The organism is Brevibacillus parabrevis (assembly GCF_022701015.1).
Classification (GTDB): domain Bacteria; phylum Bacillota; class Bacilli; order Brevibacillales; family Brevibacillaceae; genus Brevibacillus; species Brevibacillus parabrevis.
In genome coordinates, this window is the sequence record NZ_CP064090.1 from 5838958 (window position 1) to 5855745 (window position 16788).

Consider the following 16788-nt stretch of genomic DNA (forward strand, 5'->3'; position numbering starts at 1 on the left):
CACAACCCGCATTTTTTATTGTCGTTTTCCTTCATGGGAGGGTCGTATACTGGATATGCGTACTCTTTACACCAAACGCTGTTGAATCTGCGGTTTACGCTGCCCCAAGCAATGCTGCACAAGGTACTTCAACTAGCGATTCCCACTGTTCCCTTGCGAGCCCATTGAAATCCACGTGATACGGGTTCGCAAGGGTTTCTTTTACCGCCTTTCGTATCCGTTGCGTATACATGTTTACTCCATCCCGCATGTTGCGAATCTGTTCTGCTCTTTTTCTAGGGAGTACATCCCAATCTGTTACCACCGCCGCAAAATATTTCTCGTTCTGCTTGGGAGGATGCCTCCCCACATCCGACAGCAACACTTTCTGGTCTGGTTTATATACCATCTCCATGCGGCTCCACCCATGGCCAATGGCGATGCCTTGCTCCTCCCATAATTCCAGCCTCTTGTCATAAATGCGGCAGTATCCATTTGTCTTGCGCTGATGAGGCAAACCGAAATACCTTGTCGTCCCGCAATGAGTCATCTTCCGCCGCATGTCAGCCGGGATGACCACCACATTTTCCAGTGAGGTGGGGACATCATACGCCACGTCACAGCCCACAAAATATATCCCGCTCGCCACTCTGCGTATCGGTTCCAATAGTTGACTGAAATGCAAATAATGTTCGGGGCGAGTCTCTAGCCACAAGGTATGCAAGTGTCTCTCCGTCTCCCTAAAATTCTTGTAAAATACATGCAGGTAGGCTTCATTCCCTTTCCGTATATGTAACTCATAGCAATAGTCGCCCCAATACACCGTTTCTTTCATTGGAAACCCGTTCATCGCCGCCTCTCTCATCAATCCGTAATAAGCGGCAAGCGGCACCTCCTTGTACTCCATGACAAATTTGTCGATGGATACACTCGCTTTCATCACACGCTACCCTCCCGTTCTCATACGCTTTTTTGCTGCATGCGATTGTAAAATGTAAGACTTACTCGACTAATTACGTAATTATCGGACGCGGTCCGTTTCAGCCCGTAAAACGCAAAAAAGCACTTGTCGCCCATTACAGGCAATCAAGTGCTCTAAGAGTAAAAGTTTGGTCAAGGTAGCAATATCCACTGAAACACAATGGGATACTGTACGGAGAGTATGACACATGCTTTGCCTGGAGTCAAGAATAACGTATGACCCTGTGAGCGGGTTCGCTCCCGTTTGTTTTCCTCCGGCCCGGTGTTCTTTATGGTGCACCTACAAGAGAACGTCATCTCGCCCGGTTCTCGTTGGTTTGCCGTATATACCTTTCGGTCCCCTAGTCAAGTACACCTAACTCGCGGCGCATTTCGATCTCCATTTCCCGCAATCGCTTCTGCTGTCTGACCAATTCCTCAAACCATGCCTTGTCCTTCTTGGCTAATGCCAGATCAATGAGTGCGTCATAATCCTCCGAATGCATCTGAACGGGTTGCTTCGATTCGCTCATATGATGACTTCCTATCCGTTTATTGACCATCAGACAATCTGCCTTGCCTTGTTCCATAACTGGCGGCTGATGATGCGAGGAAATACGTCTTTCTGCCGGATACCATTCTGCTCCTTCTGTCCGTTGTACATGTTGAACCCTGTGTACGTCTCATTTCTAAGAATGTTCATCACTTGCACAACCGTCCATTGCTTGCCTGTCTTGGTGGGTATGCCTGCTCGGTTCAACTTGCTGGCAATTTTATATGGATTATTCCCCTCTATATAGAGTTGAAAGATGCTCTTTACCGTCTGTGCTTGCTGTTCGTCCAACAAGATATTTCCATTCACTGCCTGATAGCCGTATGGAACACCGCCACCCGCGTATTTATTCTCTCTAGCGGTGGCAATCCGTCCGCTTTTCGTCCGTTCGTTGATCATCTTTCGTTCAAATTCTGCAAAGGAGCCAATCATTTGTAAGAACAGCATCCCCTGTGGTGTAGAGGTATCAAAGTTTTCCGACACGCTAATGAAGGCAATGCCTTTCGGTTCCAGTTCATCCTCAATTAGTTCCAGCAGATTTTTCAGGCGTCTATGGATACGATCTACCTTTAGGACAACGATACCGCTGATTTCGTTTTCTGTTTGTTGAATGGTCTGCACCATGTCTATGTATCCGTTACGCTCTGTCGTACTTCCACTTTCTCCTTCGTCGATAAACATTTTCACCAGTTCCCAGCCTTGGCTGATGCAATACGCTTCGATCTTCTTCACCTGTTCCGCTATAGAGGTATTCTCTATCTGGCTATCTGAGGAAATGCGGGCGTACCCAACTACCTTCTTGATATTTACGTAACCCATAGTCTAGTGCCTCCCTTTTTGTAAACACTATACGACCCAGATTAAGGAAATTAAAAGTCCTTTTTTCCTTCCTGCCAGTCGCCTACCATGCTCATGGTAAGCCAGCATCACTTTGATTTTTGTCAAGCCCCTACCTCAACCGTAAAAAAAGGAGCGAACAAAGCGAATGCTCTGTCTGCTCCTGTCTTCATCCTTGAAACTTGGTTCTGGCTCGTTCCAGCACCTCAACCAACTGGTCTAATGCTCCGTCACTCTTCTGTTTCTGCATGTCGATGAGCTTGCCGTTCTCCCGAATGAGTGCCGCAACATTCATCTGTACTTTGGTAATGGCATCTTCAATCGCTCTGATTTCAGCAGGGTTAGGCTTGTCCTTTTGTTCCTCCTGCTGGATGCGTAGCAGCATACGCCGGATACGTAACTCAGAAAGCCGATATTCATTGTCCACCTGTACAGTCGGGTCGTTTGAAACCTGCTGATACAGTTCCCGTTCTTCCTCGGTTAGCGTATCCAGCCAGATCGTTTCGTACAGCCCATGCTTCAGCGCGTTTTTGTTGCCCTTTAGGCTCTCGCTATGCATTTTCCTGTCCTTCGGACCGGTACTTTTCCCGCCGTGTAATCGGCAGCGCCCATTTGCCAAAGCCGCTTTCTGACAAGGCTTGCTGCTTCTTGTCTTTGCGCCGCACTGCTTTTTCTCCATCCTTTCACCGCCTTACCTCAACTCATGGGGTTTCGTTTCCCCGACCGGGGGGAGGGACTGCACGCTCCCAGCCGTTCAATCCATCAATGCTTATCAGTTATTTTCAACTAACCGCAGTTCAGTTACTCGTAGCTGCTTCTTGCTGTGCCTTTACTTTCCTGAATGCTTCAAACTCTTCATGCAATCCTGCTGCATTGATGTAGTCTATATAGTCATCTAACAGAAAAGCCAGTCGTAGATTCGAGTCGTTTGCCATGCTTAGTTCTTCCCATAGGAATTTCTCATACTCGGTCATCTCGGTCATTTTGTTGAATCCTCCTGTGAATGTCGTATTTGGTTTGTATCGTGGTTTCGTTCCTTGTCGGGTAAATTGTCCTTGCTCTGTTTGTTGATACCTCTTGCGCTACGAGAGCGTTGGGCTGTATATGTTATTCCTTCGACTGCTTTGCCTTGTGTTCCCAGTATCTGCGCTCGTACTGTTTTTGTTTCTCTTTGTTTTCAGGCTTCTGGCGCCACTTCCGTTGATACTCTCGTTGGTAGTTCCGCCTATATTGACGGCGGGCTTCCTGTGCTTCGGAGCTGAGTTGTGTCATGTCTAGCCCTCCACGATCTCAATAAAGTCGCTATCTTCAACGATTTCAATAAGTCCGTCATCCTCTTCTACAATCTCAATCCATTTATCATCGGTACGATCATTGAATCGAAACACGCCATCCTCCGTAACAATTTCATGAGCCATCTTTCCAGGGAATCGCGCATGTAGGTCTCTCAATACACGCGCCCATTTCTTCGGTATGCGGTCACTCAACTATGTTCCCCTCCAGTTCCTCAAGTTTAGCTATCTCAGAAGCCAGCAACCTTTCTGTCTCCTGTACTCGCTCTTCCGCTTGGCGAATCCTCGTCGCCGCTTCTTCCTTTGCCTCTTCAAGTTCCTTCTGCTGACGGTCTAACACGCTTTGATTGTGCTGTATAAGCTGCCTATAGTCAGATGCTTCACGCTGTAAATCTTCAAGGTGACGAATGGATTCCATGCGTGGAATTCCGTCCTTCTGATCGGCCAGCATTTGAAAGTGTTCCGCCTGAGCTAACAACTGCTTTACTTCAACCCCTACTTGAAAATCTGTTCGTCCAGACCGCTGCATCTCTGCCGCCTGCTCCCTCAAATCCCTAACCTGCTGACAGTGTTCACGAATTTCGTTCATCAGTTTTTCATACACCGCCTGCGCCTGAGCAATCGAACGCGCCGTTTCCTCTACTGCTTGTTCCTCTACTATCTGTCCACGTTTTGCCATTGTCTTTCCTTCCCCTTTCGTTTTAAGAGATGAAAAAAAGCTCACTCCCCCCTATTCGGTGGAACAAGCTTTCTCAATTCGTCAAGTTTGTAAGTTATTGGTTTTATTGTACGACCTTTCTTTGATGAGTTAAAGTGGCCTCAATAATTTTTCTTGTGCCGCCTGTCGCTAAACAAAAAGAAGCCCCAAACGAGTTGTTGGTTACTCGCTTGGGGTAAAAACTTACTATCTTTAAAGATCTTTCTTTTCTATAAATTCAGCCTCAATTACTTGATAATTTTTGGCAACTGGACTCCCTCCATACTGTTCTAGTACTTGCAAAATCACCTTGAGAAGAGCGAACTCTAAAGTTCCACCTTTTCCTTTGTACTTCTTTTTATTACCATCGGTCACTTCAATCTTGTAACCTAGACCACCATACGACATAGTAAATGTGCAATCACTCTCCTCCAACCAACTAATCAAGTCTGCAAGAGAGGGTATCCAGGTTCCTTCTTTGTAAATCTTCTCGTCACATAATGGGGTACCCGATGGTAATAAGCGCCCTCCGACTATCCAAGTCGAATTTTGATAATCAAAAATATCCTGCGGATAAACTTCATCGGTAAATTCCGGTCTTTTAAACCCTAAATTAAATAATCTTTCAGCTTCCGCTTTAGATAATGACATAGTTTCCTCCAATCATTTAATCTTTATTATGGTTCCGGTGGAGCTTTTATGTTTGTCTAAAATAAAGTTACCATATTCATCAGCATCAGCTATCCAATGTAGCTCTTTTCCTCCCTTCGCTTCTTTAAATACTTTATAAGCAGAGTTTCCATGTCCCGTTGTGTCTTTAGCCCACCAGTAACCAGTTTTTGAGTCTCGGTACGCATCGACGTTTTGTCCACCAAATCTATAAGATATCTTTTTATCGGCTGTAGTCTTAATATCCCACAAGGTAGTAGTGTTCTTTGTTGCTTGAGTTGCCTTGTTAGCAGCAGTTTTACCAGTATTTTTGATAGTCGCAGCAGCCGCACCTGCCCCAGCAACTCCCGTTCCTAGCCCTGGCATATCTCCGGATTCACGGCCCCATTTTGCAGCCCCAACCCAACCTACTATCGTTTTTACTTCCTCAACATATTCCGCTGGTACAACTTCCTCTACGACATCATAAGGAACCGCACCTGTAGCGTCTGCCCATTCTACCGTCTTTTTCGCCCAGTACAAAGCTGCATCTTCAAAATTTAAACCAGCGGAATTAACCCGTTCTGATGCACCATCTGCAAATTCGAGTTGTTTATGCCCAGACGGATCAATATATCGAAGAGGGTTATTTGAAACATACGTATACCGATTCAGCGACAACGGATTCTCCACTTGCCCCTTATACGCATCCTCCGAAACAAACCGTCCTACCTTCGGATCGTAATACCGCGCCCGCAAATAGTAGAACCCGGTCTTCTCCTCGTACATCTCGCCGCTGTACTGATACGGATTGGACATCGCCTCCGTTTTGGCGGTGAGATTTCCCCACGTGTCGTATGTGTACGTGTTCAGCTCCTGGCCAGTTGCGTCCGAGATTGCCACGACATCTCCGTGGCTGTTGTAGTGGTAGTAGCCCTTTTTGCCAGCCGCAGCGTCCTGACGGAATAGCAATTCGTTGCCCCAGACGTTGCGCGCCTTGAGCGCGTTGGTTGCGTCCAGTTCTTCGATGACTTTGCCGCTCAGGTAGACGTACTTGGTTTGCGCACCGTTCTCCGTTTTCGTGGCGCGCAGGCCGTCGCTGTAATACGTGTAGGCAGATGTCTCGCCTGTCGTTTCGTTCAAGACGCCGCGCAGGCGGTTGCGCTCATCGAAGGTGTAGGTGAAGCTGCCGGATTCGGTTGGCAAAGTGCCTGCAAAAGCGGAGCGGTTGCCGCGGCCGTCGTATGAGTATTGATTCGTCGTGCCGGGAGCAACTTCCTTGGTCAAGCGGTCGATTTTGTCGTATTCATACTGAAGAGTGGTGCCGTTGCGCTGGATGGACACCACGTTGCCAAAAGAATACTGGCTCGCTTCATTCCAGACCGCAGCTTGATTTTTCTCGTGCACAACAGTTTGAACTTGCCCGAAAGAATCGATTTTGCGCTTGTTGCTGCGACCATTCGGATATGCCGCCTTGATTTGCTCTCCGGTATTGTCCACGACATAAGCGTACTCGATTTTTCCCGTCAGTCCGCTGTTGGCCTCGATGAGACGACCGGCATGATCATATCGATAAGCGATTGCTGTGCCATCCGGGTACGTCAACGAATCCATGAGATCGTCTCGATCCGTGTAGCCCATTTGGTAGGTGCGTCCAAAAACGGTCTGGCTTTTCAAGCGCTGGAAGGCATCGTAGCTGTACGTGATCTCGCGGTAGTTGCTGGCCGTCGGGGTGATGTCCGCCCCATTGCTGTTTGTTTCTTTCTGGACCAGTGACGTATTCGGAACGTAGTCTTTGGTTTCCAAATTGGTCACGGTACCGGAAGCGTTGCGGGTCATCAGGCTTGCCAACTCGTTAAACGGCGTATATCGATAAGAGTGGCGATTTCCTGTCTTGTCGGTAAATGTGTTCAGCGTACCATTCTGATTAAAATAATAAGATTCGGTCGCGCCAGATGGCACGTCCTGCTCGCTCAGCTTCCACGACAGGGCATTGTAATGATTTCTTGTCGTCAGTACCTGATTTTCCGTCACAGTCACCAGATTGCCGAGGGCATCGTACTCGTACTGGTAACGGTTTTGTTCGGGATCGAGCAGGTTGGTGATGTTGCCGTCATTGGTGTAGCGATACTCCCATGTGCGGCTTTTGCCTGTCTGGTCTGTTTCCGTCTTTTTCGTTACCTGGTCAAAAGCGTTGCGGACGAGCTTGGTCGTCATGCTTTGCACGCCATCCCCAGCCCGCTGGACTTCTTTTTCCAGTTGCCCGTAGCGGTCGTGGTACTGCACAGCTTGCAAGCCGTTTGGCGCCAAGGTCAGGCGGGTGAGCGCCGGCGCATAGCTGGTTCCGTCGTTGACCGTGTTGGCGGTCAAGTACACGGTGGTGCCGACCGGGTCTTTTTTCTGCCAGACGCTGCCGTCAGCATTATAGACGTACGTAGTCGCCCGATTGTTGTCAGCGTACGGAGCGCTGGACAAAAGATGGTTGCCGTCCAGCGAATAGGTGTTGTAAAGTAGCGGGCGCACAGTGCCGTCCGTGCCCAACTGCGCCTTGTACTCCACTTCCCCGTAAGGCGTGAACTGTGTCACCAGCTTCGTGCTGTCTGGCAACGTCATCGTCACCTTGCGCGCAGAGTCGTCGTAGGCATACGTCGTCGTCCGCGTCTGTTGCTTGCTGGTCACGCTTTCTTTTGTTCGGCGGCCGAGCAAGTCGTACTCGTACTGAACAACAGTGTTGTCCGGGTAGGCACGAGCGGTCAGGCGGCCGAGTCCATCATAACCAAAGACGTGGTACAGGCTTTGCTTCTGCCCCGTCGCCACTTCCACCTCCAGGCTCATATCCGCAGGGTACAGGCCCATCGGCTCGTAGGCAGTGATTTTTTGCGTCACGGTTTTCGCATCTGGTCCTGTGCTCGCTTCCGTGACAGAGGTGAGCTGTTTTTTGTCGTTGTATGTGTAGGTGCGGTCTGTTTGCACCACCTTGGCTCCCGCCCCGTCCGGGTAAGAGTCGACGATTTTTTCCGTTGCCAAAAGTCCTTTATCGGTATACGTATACGTTTCCTCGTGAAAATGACTCGGGTTGTCCGCAGCCGTTTTCTTTATGCTCGCTGGCATCCGCAGCCCGGATTGCCAAATCGGCTGGACGTACTCCCGCAACGTCACGTTGCCTTTCGGATCGACCTCTCTGGTCACTTCCCCGTGCGAGTTGTAGCTGTATTCGCTAACTAACGCGTAGCGGCCAAGCCTTGCCTGGACTTTGTCCAGCCGATCGGGATTGGGAGCGAGCAGAAACGCGTAGATGTCCGCATCCGCAGTCATGGAAGCAGGGCGGCCCATGAAGCTGTACACATAAGCCGGTTTTATATCCCGTCCCTTGTACAAATAGCTGGTGTAGCTCGCCGGCGCGTAGCGGTACGTTTTGCCGTCTTCCGTCAGGGCAAGCTCTCCCTGAATCGTCTCGTTATCTGCTCCGCTGCCCACGTAATTTTTGACCGATTGCAGCACGAAATTGCGATCCTGGTTAGGGGTGTAGCTTTTATCTTCACTTGGCAGTCCGTCCTGCAACGTTCTGGACACGACCAATGCCCCGTCTCTGGCAAGCGACTGCTTGGCAAACCGAACCGATTGCGACTTGGGCGACTTCCAGATTTCTTTTGTAATGTGCGGATAATACTTCGTATACGAATACCATTCTGTCCCAGGCTGATCGGGGTGTGGCGTTTTCGCAAAACGGAAGTTGACCGCTGTGACAGGCAAATAGCTGGTGTACGTCAGCGCTTCCTTGTCGTGATAAATCCGCGTCACGCCCCGGTCGAGGAACCCTGGAGCATCCGGCTGGTACAGACTGTACGTATACGTCATGGACAAACCTTCGACCGGATAGTTGACTTGCTTGAGCAGCTTGTATTCGACGGTGTTTCTTCTCTCCTTGTCGAGATTCGTATACGCGGTAGATTCCAGGCCGCCGTCGTTGAAGTCAATCACGCCATTCGGCGCAGGGAAGCTATATCCGGCATGCAGATCGAACTCGGCGTTCCCGTATGTTTTCGGATCGAGATAGCTGTACTCGGCGACGACCTTGCTCTCTCCCCCCGTGACGCTATGCTCGACAACCCGATCTGTGTTGGTAGCGTAATCCGCATCGTATTCGAGATGTTTCAGCAGCTTTGTCTCGCTGGCATCCTGGTAAACTTTGAGAACGACACCCCCGCCTCGTTCCATGACGATCAGGCGGCCGACACTGTCTGTTATTTCAATCGGCAATCGGTAGTCTTCGGGAATGCGGTAGCGGATGGTATCTCCGTAGGCATTCGTCTTTTTGACCAGGAAAATCCGGTACATGACATCACCGCGATAGTTTTCATCTTCGCCAAATTCATACGTGTTGCCATCCACGGACAGCGTCACAATATGCTTCTCGCCAAACTCCCCGGAAGGCTGGCGGTAGGACCCCATGCCGGCATTTGGCTTGTACGGCGTATTCACCCATTCCCCTTTGATGGAAGAAGACTCAAGAATCGTCCCGTCTTCCAACGTAAAAATGTAGCGCTTTCCCTCACTGACCGAACCGCATGTATATTTGGAATCATCCGACCGGAACGTGCACTTCGCGTTTTCTTTGGACACTTCCTGAAACTGCGGAAAATTAAAGCTCCAGCCTTCCGGCAAACCATCGTTGTTTCCTTGCAGCGGAGCTGTTTTGTTTTTGCCTGATGTGGAAAAGTAAATCCTTTCCGTCATCGCATCCAGCGACGAGTAGCGGCGCTCGACCGTCAAGTCCATGCCGTGCTTGCCTTCCAGTTGCACATCCACTTCCTGCACGTTTGCCGCCCGGTACAGCTCATCCACCGGATTGTCCGTATTGGTGCGCTGGTATTTGTAGGTCAAGCCTTCCGTTTCAAACATGGCATCGGGGATGCTTGCCAGTGCAGACGCGGTTTGTGTGGCAGGCGCTGCGCTTTCAGTCGCTTGCGCCTTGCCTGCTGGCGAGAGCGCTTTTTTCGCCGCAGCCACCTCCTTGCCTTTTTCGTGCAAAGCGACAACCTGTGGCGCATACGCCGCCAACTGCTTTTTCTCGGCTGCCGTTAGGCCGTCCATCTTCTTCTGGAACGCCTCGTCCAGCCATTGATACTTGTCGACCTGTTCGTTATGCGACAAAAACTGGTCGAGCTGCGGGTACACATACGCCGCAAGTTGCAACAATTTTCTGTCACCAGTCTGGTACAACTGCCAGACACTTTCGGCTGAAAGCGGCCCCCACTCCAACTTCATGACCTCTGCCTTTGTGTAGGTCGGCTGCTCATCCGGCTGCTTTTCCTTTGCTCCCGCTCCGGCCTGCAAAGCTGCCTGATAAGCGGAAAGCCATTTCTTCGTCGTGGCGCTTTCATCCGCAGCGCGGGAAGCTGCCTGCTTCGGCAAAAGATTCGCCTCGGCAACAGCGATGTTCGGCATGAGCAGCGAACTGGTCAGCACGACGCTTGCTATCTTTTTGATCCAACGATTATGTCGCATCATATCCCTCCTCTTATTGATGAATGAGTTTGCGTGTGAGATTTCCGTTTCCGTCATACGTATACTCGGCCAAAACCTTGCCGTTTTGCTTGATCTGTACAAGCTGCCCTTTGGCGTTGTAGATGTATTCCACTCCCAAATAACGGGCTGCGAGTCGCGCATGCACCGCGCCGTTTCCTGCCGCTGACAGGACGACGTAATAATCTTGTCCCTTTTGCATGGACAATCGCACCTTGGAAAATGGCGGCTGATCTCCGTCGTCATTGGCGGCAATCAGGCGCGTGCCCGCGTAATCCTCATAGATGGCAAGCTGCGTATTGCTTGTCCCTTCCGCCGGATTGTCGCCGTAAAAGCTCGTATACAGCTCGAAGCTGCCTGAGGACGGCGGTGTAAACTTCACGATTTTTTTCGCGCCCGCCCCAAGATTGACATCTTTGGGAGCATTCATGAAAAACGGTTCCGTGTCGGAAAACTCAATGGCAAACGGGCCTACTACCACGTCCGCATCCATCCCCGCTACCTTGGCTTTCGGGATGGTGACGAACAAGTTCTGGACGCTGTGCTTGCTCTCGTGCGTGGCTGCTTTCCCCGCAAACTGAATCGTCAGCATCGAGTTGCTGTTCCTTGTGACAACAGGCGTAAGTCCAGCCGGAACGTTGCTGACAGACACGGCACTCGCTGCGTCCGAAGTCAAAATTCCGTTGCTAATCGTGACGACCTGTTGTTCCGCGAGGCTGCCGTCGTTTGCAGCCGCTTCATGCAGCACAGGCGAAGCCACCGTTGCCTTCGTATCCAACGCCGCTGTCAATCGGGCGTGAACGCCTTTTTGCTTGTCGTAAGAAGAGACCCACACAAAATACGTCACTCCCGCTTCCAGCGGTGTGTTGATTTCCGAAAAAAGCGCGCCCGGAGTCGCTTCGTCATTGATTCTCACCACTTGCTGCAGCTTTTCGTCGCGAGACACGAGCAGAACGGTATCGAACAGCGGCCCAAATCCGCCGTACGGACTTGTGTACAGCCGATAGTTGCCTGTTACAGGAGCCGTGAAGCGGTAAGCCGGCACTTCTCCGGCGGGCAAACTGATATCGACAGGCTGATTGAGCGCAAGCACCGCCTTCACATCGCTGAGCAAAAGCGTGTATTCCGCAGTTTCGCTAAAGTGACGGTCCATGCTGAACACGGAAAAATAATACGTCTTGTTCGGCTCGATCTGGAATGTGATGATCTCGTCTTGTCCCAGTGTCGGCTTCATGCTGGTGCCGATCGCCTTGTTTGGCGCTTCAATCACAACCAGGTCGTAGTTCACGTCGTCAGGAACATACAAGGTAACCGTTGCCTGTCCGCTTTGCGCTCCCGAATCGTAGCGATAAATATCGGTGTCTTGCTTCCACGACAGCTTGGAATTGTACATATTTCCTCGCGTAATCGGGTAAGCACTGCCAACATCGTCGTTCGGCTCAAACGGGTCCAAGACGGCGGCGGCAGTAGCAGTAGCATTGACAGCAGCAGCATGCAATTTCGCCTGCTTCGCACTGTTTTTTCCCATCCTGGCAGCGGATAACTCTGGCATGAGCTGCTCCCAGTAGGCATCTGCCTTTTCGTTGTACGTCTCAACCAATTCGGCAAGCGGTGTTTTTTGAACCGACAGCTGATTTTCTACAGCCGCTTGCTTTGCAGCCCGTTCCGTTTGACCAGGCGCTTCCTTAATTTGATGAAGCGCTTTGGCCTGCTCGAACAACACGGACGCTTCCTCGCCAATTTGCTTGGCAAGCGGCTCGTTGTTCTTCTTGGTAGCGACCTCCTGAAAAAAGTCGAGCGTCTGCGAAAGCTTCAACAACTCCTGATCCAGCTGGTAGATGTCAGCCAGTGGATCTGCTGCTGCCGTAACCGCCCTTCCCGGAAGGCAAACGACTGTGATTACAGCCAGCAGTAACAGCAGCACAAACGATTTTTGTTTCATGTGTCCTCACCTCTTCCTTTTGGCTTTTGTTTTGCTTTCGTGGTTTCTCTGCCCCCACTGCGCTGCGTCTCTGCGCTCGTACGCTGGCGCAGACACTTTTTCGTTCAACGTGTCCACCTCCTTTCACAAACAGAACACACGTTCTCATCTTCGTTATATAAGCATCTTAATGTACAAAATACTTGTATGTCAAATGAAAAATACAATATTTTCATACATACTTTTTTTCTTTCTTGTCTTTTAGTACAATATAGTTGTACATCTGTAACGGAAGGACTGGCGCTCATGCTATCTCAGCGCTTACGCACAGCTCGCAAAGCGAAAGGTCTGACTCAGGAAGAGCTGGCCGAACGTGTCAGCACGACCAAGGGCACGATCAGCAACTACGAAAATAACCACAGCACCCCTCCCAATGACATGCTGATGCAGCTGGCAGATATTTTGGAGGTTACGACCGACTGGCTTCTGGGACGAACCGAATACGGCGCTGTTTATGTGGCTTCTTCGTCTGCGCAGACAGGCCAGCGTTCACTGGACGAGCTGTTGCAGGAGAGAATCGACGACCCGGACGACTACTATTTTCTCGATGGGTATCTGGAAGCTTCTGAAGAAGAAAAGAAAGAAATCCGCCGCTACTGGTACGACCTGAAAAAGCAGTGGAAAGCTCGCCAGGTACGCGAATCACGCCCGCCTTCCCTGTTTGACATCACGGAAGAGCTGAAAAAAAAATAACCCCACAGAGGGGTTTTCTTTTCGAGACAAAACAGAACGTACGTTCCAATTTTTCAGGAGGTTCCTGATGCACTTTTCCCTTTTACAAGAAATCGGCAAACCGCAAACCTGGCTGGAAAGCCGCGTCTATCTTTTGCTGCGCCACCATGGCATGGAGCTGCCCGAACAAATCAATCTCGCGCAACTGTGCGAAACATACGGCATCGAAATCCATTTCATCAACGGCCGCAGCCGCGCCCACGCCCATCCCAGCTTGCCGAATCGCTACATCATCGCGGTAGATGAACGTCTCGACCCTGCGACCCAGCGGGTAAAAATCGCGCATGAGCTTGGGCACCTGCTCCTGCATGAAGGAGTACAGCCGCAGTCCAGCGAATGGATGATCGATTGGCAGGAATCGCAGGCGAATCATTTTGCCGAGCACCTTTTGCTCCCGCTCTTCATGATGGGCTCTGTGCTTGCGGATTGCTCCCGCTACCAGGCACCTGTGCTGTTGGCCAGCCGCTTTCAGGTCCCGCTTGCTCTCGCGCGCACCCGCTTTGACCGGATTCTCAGCCGCCTGTACGCCAAAGGCTTTCCCGTCTACGATTGATTGATAGACCGTCCAGGCATTTTTGACCATCTTTTCGGAGGCGATTTTTCGTGAAACGAATCTTTATAGCGGGAGACGCTTACAGCAGCCGTTTTTTCGAGCTGCCACTCGACCAGGATGAGGAATTGTCGCTGCGTCCGTCCATTGAAGTGGCGAGCTATCACGTGGCGCGATTCGCTTTGATCATGCAAGATGACGGTCTTTCCGGCCTCGGCATTTTTCCCGGAGACGCTTTGCTTATTTCCGACTTCTCCATGGAACCGATCAAAGACAGGCCCGTCCTGATCAGGCAGGAAGGCCAGTTTCTCGTCCGCATCGCAACAGATGTCAATCCGGTAGAATGCTTGTTTACGACCACGCGTCCGACAGACGAACCGCTCCTGTTACCTTCGGAAAACATCCGGATTACCGGAGTCGTTTCCGGCATTATCTCTCTTTCGGGGAATGACGTCTGACAGGAGCCAATCCTTGATCGCCGCTACCGTTTGCTGCCACTGCTCCTGCGGAGTGATGGCAGCAGGCTGGTCGCCTTCCTGAGCGCCATAGCTGCCGAACTGCGCGTGATTGCCGCCCTCGATTGTCATGAATACCGCATTCTCCGGCAAAAATGCCTTGCTGGCCGCAAACTTTTCCCGATTCACCACGCCATCCCGCGATCCGAGCAAGGACAAGACGGGTATTTCCGCTTTTTGCAAATCTCCCCGTTTGTCCGGATAGGCTCCCAAAAAGAAGACGCCATCGATCCGATCGAGGTGTTGGACCGCAAACCGGGCTGCCATGGCTCCGCCCAAAGAGTGCCCGCCGATCACAAACGATTGCTTGGGATATGCTTTCAACACTTGATTGGCTCGCTCGACATCGCTGATAGCCAAATTCAGCGGCATTCTCGCTACGAATACCCGATATCCGGAACCAGCCAAAGCTCGTGCCAGCGGTGCATAGCTCTCCGATTTGACCAAAGCGCCTGGATATAAGATCAACCCTGGCTCCCGGGCTTCTCCGCCTTCAAAAGCAATCCAGTCGCCCGTATCGATAACGGTGATGCCTTCCCCTCCCTGCATCGCATCTTTGGCAGCCTGATCGTGCTGGTAAGGACGCAAATACCAGATCGCCGTACACGCTCCTACAAGCAAAAGCAAAACCAGTGCCCTGCGCCATATTTTCCGTTTGCGACTCATCCCGCCACCTCGCTTCCGGTCCCTTGTTACCTGCTTCTTATTATGCCTCCATTTTCCTTTCCATGTACGTCATTTGCATTTGCGGATTCGCGGGCTACACATACTGAAAGCATGACGCTTCCCATGCCGCGAAACGTTTGCTACAGCGATGGCAGCGACAGCAGATCGTGGGCTTCTCCCTGCTCTTTTGCCCAGACATGAAAAAAGGCGCAGTCTGTTTCTCTGCCCCTTTTCCTTCGCTCATTTTTTCTCCTTTTGCCGCTCCCGAAAACGGCGTACCTTCATCAGATTGCCGCACATTTTATCGTCGCACCAGCGCCGCACCCGGTTCCGGCTTTCATCGTAGAACACCCAGCGGCAGTCCTCGTTGTCGCAAATCTTGATCCGCTCCAGATGGGACGGAAGCAACAGCGTGGCAAAAGACCCGGCGATCCGCGCCATGACCAGTGGCCATCCTTCAATCGCGCTATGCCATTCCTGCGCATAAGTTGCTTCCTCTTCACTAGGCACGACGCGAACGTAAAACGGAGCTTTTGCCAGCGTCTCGTTCAGTTGCTCCAACTCCTCTTGCAGCAATGCCTCCCCGCTGACCACCTTTTCCAAAAGCATTCGCATATACTCGCGAAATTGCACAAGAACAGCGACGATTTCCTCGTCAAGCGGCAGCGGTGCCTGCAATTGGTGCTCTTGCAAAAACCATTCCTGCCATTCCCACTTTGCCAGGCGATTTTCCTTGCGGCCTGTCCCGCGCCAGTCACGCCAATCGCTGTTTAAAAAATCGATGCATAGCCATTGCACACTTCTCTTCCCCCATCTATTTTCGCTTCTTGTAGGTAACACCAACATATGGTAAGATCATCTTGTAACCGACAAAATTCATTTTGAGCGTTACAAACTTCTTCTTATTGCCATTATAGCGCTTCACCAATCTGTTTGACAGACGAGGAGGAAACACATGAATCGGATGGAATTGCTTGTTCATGAATGGGAGTGCACGTATGACAAAGAAGATTGGTATCCACCGCTCAAGCACGCCCTGGATGGCGTGACCGTGGCCCAAGCCAGCTGGCGTCCCGAAGGAGAGGCAGCGAACACGATCTGGGAAAATCTCAGTCATCTGCTCTATTTCAAAGAGCGTTTGCTGCACCGTCTATCCGGTACGGATTTTCCTGGTACGGCTGAGACGAACGATGACACCTTCCAACCATCCGGAGCGCCAGACGACGAAGCAGCTTGGCAAGCGGCGATACAGCGCATGGAAGAAGTACATCGCGGCATTCATGAAAAGCTCCGCTCCCTTTCTGACGATGCATTCGATCAGCCGCTGCCCACCATCTCCATCGGGCAAAGCGTGATGAGCATCATTTTGCACGACGCTTTTCATACGGGACAAATCGTGCAAATCCGCAAGCTGCAAGGCTCTTGGCCTGCGCGCAGGTCGTTTTTATAGCCCTTGCTCCCACTCTAGCAATATTTTGCAGCATAACTTTTTTCATTGATTAATAACGATCAATCTTATATAGTTGATAAATAAATCAACTTCATACATGTTATCCTCATCTTTCACGGTGAGGGTAGAGGTCGCGGCTTTTATGTCATCCTGTACGAGATTCAGAAGAAATCTATGACTCCAGGAAAGGGAAAAGCCGCCGAAGCTCATATCGCATCTCTGTGCGCGTGGGCTGGGGCTGTACCCGAAAGGGACAGAACTGTCACGTTTGCTTGCCGGGCAAACGTGGTGTGCTATCTTCAGTGAAGGCTTGGTGGGGATTGGATGATACCGCCCTATGCCGTTTTTTGGCTATTGGCGGTTTTTTCGTTTCCGACCGACCTTCTCAAAATCTTCGAAAGG

The 16788-nt window shown here is 50.9% G+C and carries 17 protein-coding genes and 1 riboswitch; of the genes, 4 read left to right on the top strand and 13 right to left on the bottom strand.

The annotated features are described in order from the left end of the window. Positions 1–94: 94 nt before the first annotated feature. The 11 genes from IRJ17_RS26780 to IRJ17_RS26830 all read right to left on the bottom strand — a co-directional run bounded on the left by IRJ17_RS26780 (position 95) and on the right by IRJ17_RS26830 (position 12434). The gene (locus IRJ17_RS26780) at positions 95–919 is read right to left on the bottom strand and encodes a replication initiation factor domain-containing protein (protein WP_242772460.1); all 825 of its coding nucleotides are present in this window, start codon (positions 917–919) and stop codon (positions 95–97) included. 382 nt (positions 920–1301) lie between these two features. Continuing rightward, positions 1302–1472, bottom strand: coding sequence for an IDEAL domain-containing protein (locus tag IRJ17_RS26785; RefSeq protein ID WP_242772462.1), 171 nt, complete (start codon positions 1470–1472; stop codon positions 1302–1304). Positions 1473–1501: 29 nt separating this feature from the next. Then, positions 1502–2311, bottom strand: coding sequence for a recombinase family protein (locus tag IRJ17_RS26790; protein ID WP_242772464.1), 810 nt, complete (start codon positions 2309–2311; stop codon positions 1502–1504). Positions 2312–2498: 187 nt separating this feature from the next. Then, positions 2499–3008 carry an HGGxSTG domain-containing protein gene (locus IRJ17_RS26795; RefSeq protein ID WP_242772466.1) on the bottom strand — a complete coding sequence of 170 codons (510 nt, stop codon included), beginning with the start codon at positions 3006–3008 and terminating at the stop codon, positions 2499–2501. A gap of 118 nt (positions 3009–3126) precedes the next feature. Continuing rightward, positions 3127–3312, bottom strand: a complete 186-nt coding sequence (locus IRJ17_RS26800; RefSeq protein WP_242772468.1) for a hypothetical protein — start codon at positions 3310–3312, stop codon at positions 3127–3129. Positions 3313–3436: 124 nt separating this feature from the next. Continuing rightward, entirely contained in the window at positions 3437–3601 is a 165-nt protein-coding gene (locus tag IRJ17_RS26805) for a hypothetical protein (protein WP_242772470.1), read from the bottom strand. Positions 3602–3603: 2 nt separating this feature from the next. Continuing rightward, positions 3604–3816, bottom strand: coding sequence for a hypothetical protein (locus IRJ17_RS26810; protein ID WP_242772475.1), 213 nt, complete (start codon positions 3814–3816; stop codon positions 3604–3606). Next, positions 3809–4300 (bottom strand): hypothetical protein, encoded by a 492-nt coding sequence (locus IRJ17_RS26815; RefSeq protein ID WP_242772477.1) that lies wholly within the window; start codon positions 4298–4300, stop codon positions 3809–3811. Before IRJ17_RS26815 ends, IRJ17_RS26810 begins: the two co-directional genes overlap by 8 nt. A gap of 231 nt (positions 4301–4531) precedes the next feature. After that, complete coding sequence (locus IRJ17_RS26820) at positions 4532–4969, bottom strand: hypothetical protein (protein ID WP_173600219.1); 438 nt, start codon at positions 4967–4969, stop codon at positions 4532–4534. A 12-nt stretch (positions 4970–4981) separates the two neighbouring features. Further along, complete coding sequence (locus tag IRJ17_RS26825) at positions 4982–10474, bottom strand: RHS repeat domain-containing protein (protein WP_242772479.1); 5493 nt, start codon at positions 10472–10474, stop codon at positions 4982–4984. A 13-nt stretch (positions 10475–10487) separates the two neighbouring features. Beyond that, positions 10488–12434, bottom strand: a complete 1947-nt coding sequence (locus tag IRJ17_RS26830) for an RHS repeat protein (RefSeq protein WP_242772481.1) — start codon at positions 12432–12434, stop codon at positions 10488–10490. A gap of 285 nt (positions 12435–12719) precedes the next feature. Between IRJ17_RS26830 and IRJ17_RS26835 the strand changes: the two genes are divergently transcribed. The 3 genes from IRJ17_RS26835 (at position 12720) to IRJ17_RS26845 (ending at position 14213) form a co-directional block, all read left to right on the top strand. Further along, entirely contained in the window at positions 12720–13166 is a 447-nt protein-coding gene (locus IRJ17_RS26835; protein WP_242772482.1) for a helix-turn-helix domain-containing protein, read from the top strand. A 67-nt stretch (positions 13167–13233) separates the two neighbouring features. Beyond that, on the top strand, positions 13234–13758 hold the full coding sequence (locus IRJ17_RS26840; protein ID WP_063231495.1) for an ImmA/IrrE family metallo-endopeptidase: 525 nt from the start codon (positions 13234–13236) through the stop codon (positions 13756–13758). 50 nt (positions 13759–13808) lie between these two features. Next, positions 13809–14213, top strand: a complete 405-nt coding sequence (locus IRJ17_RS26845) for a hypothetical protein (protein ID WP_122962723.1) — start codon at positions 13809–13811, stop codon at positions 14211–14213. Here IRJ17_RS26845 and IRJ17_RS26850 read toward each other — a convergent pair. Both IRJ17_RS26850 and IRJ17_RS26855 read right to left on the bottom strand, forming a co-directional pair. Beyond that, positions 14142–14936 carry an alpha/beta fold hydrolase gene (locus tag IRJ17_RS26850; RefSeq protein WP_173598114.1) on the bottom strand — a complete coding sequence of 265 codons (795 nt, stop codon included), beginning with the start codon at positions 14934–14936 and terminating at the stop codon, positions 14142–14144. The two genes, IRJ17_RS26845 and IRJ17_RS26850, sit on opposite strands and share 72 nt — an antisense overlap. Positions 14937–15176: 240 nt before the next feature. After that, positions 15177–15734, bottom strand: coding sequence for a CGNR zinc finger domain-containing protein (locus IRJ17_RS26855; RefSeq protein WP_242772483.1), 558 nt, complete (start codon positions 15732–15734; stop codon positions 15177–15179). Between the two features lie 157 nt (positions 15735–15891). On the opposite strand from IRJ17_RS26855, the gene IRJ17_RS26860 reads away from it, so the two are divergent. Beyond that, positions 15892–16386, top strand: coding sequence for a DinB family protein (locus IRJ17_RS26860; protein ID WP_242772484.1), 495 nt, complete (start codon positions 15892–15894; stop codon positions 16384–16386). Positions 16387–16503: 117 nt separating this feature from the next. Next, positions 16504–16690: riboswitch (Lysine riboswitch) on the top strand. The last annotated feature ends 98 nt before the right edge of the window (positions 16691–16788 follow it).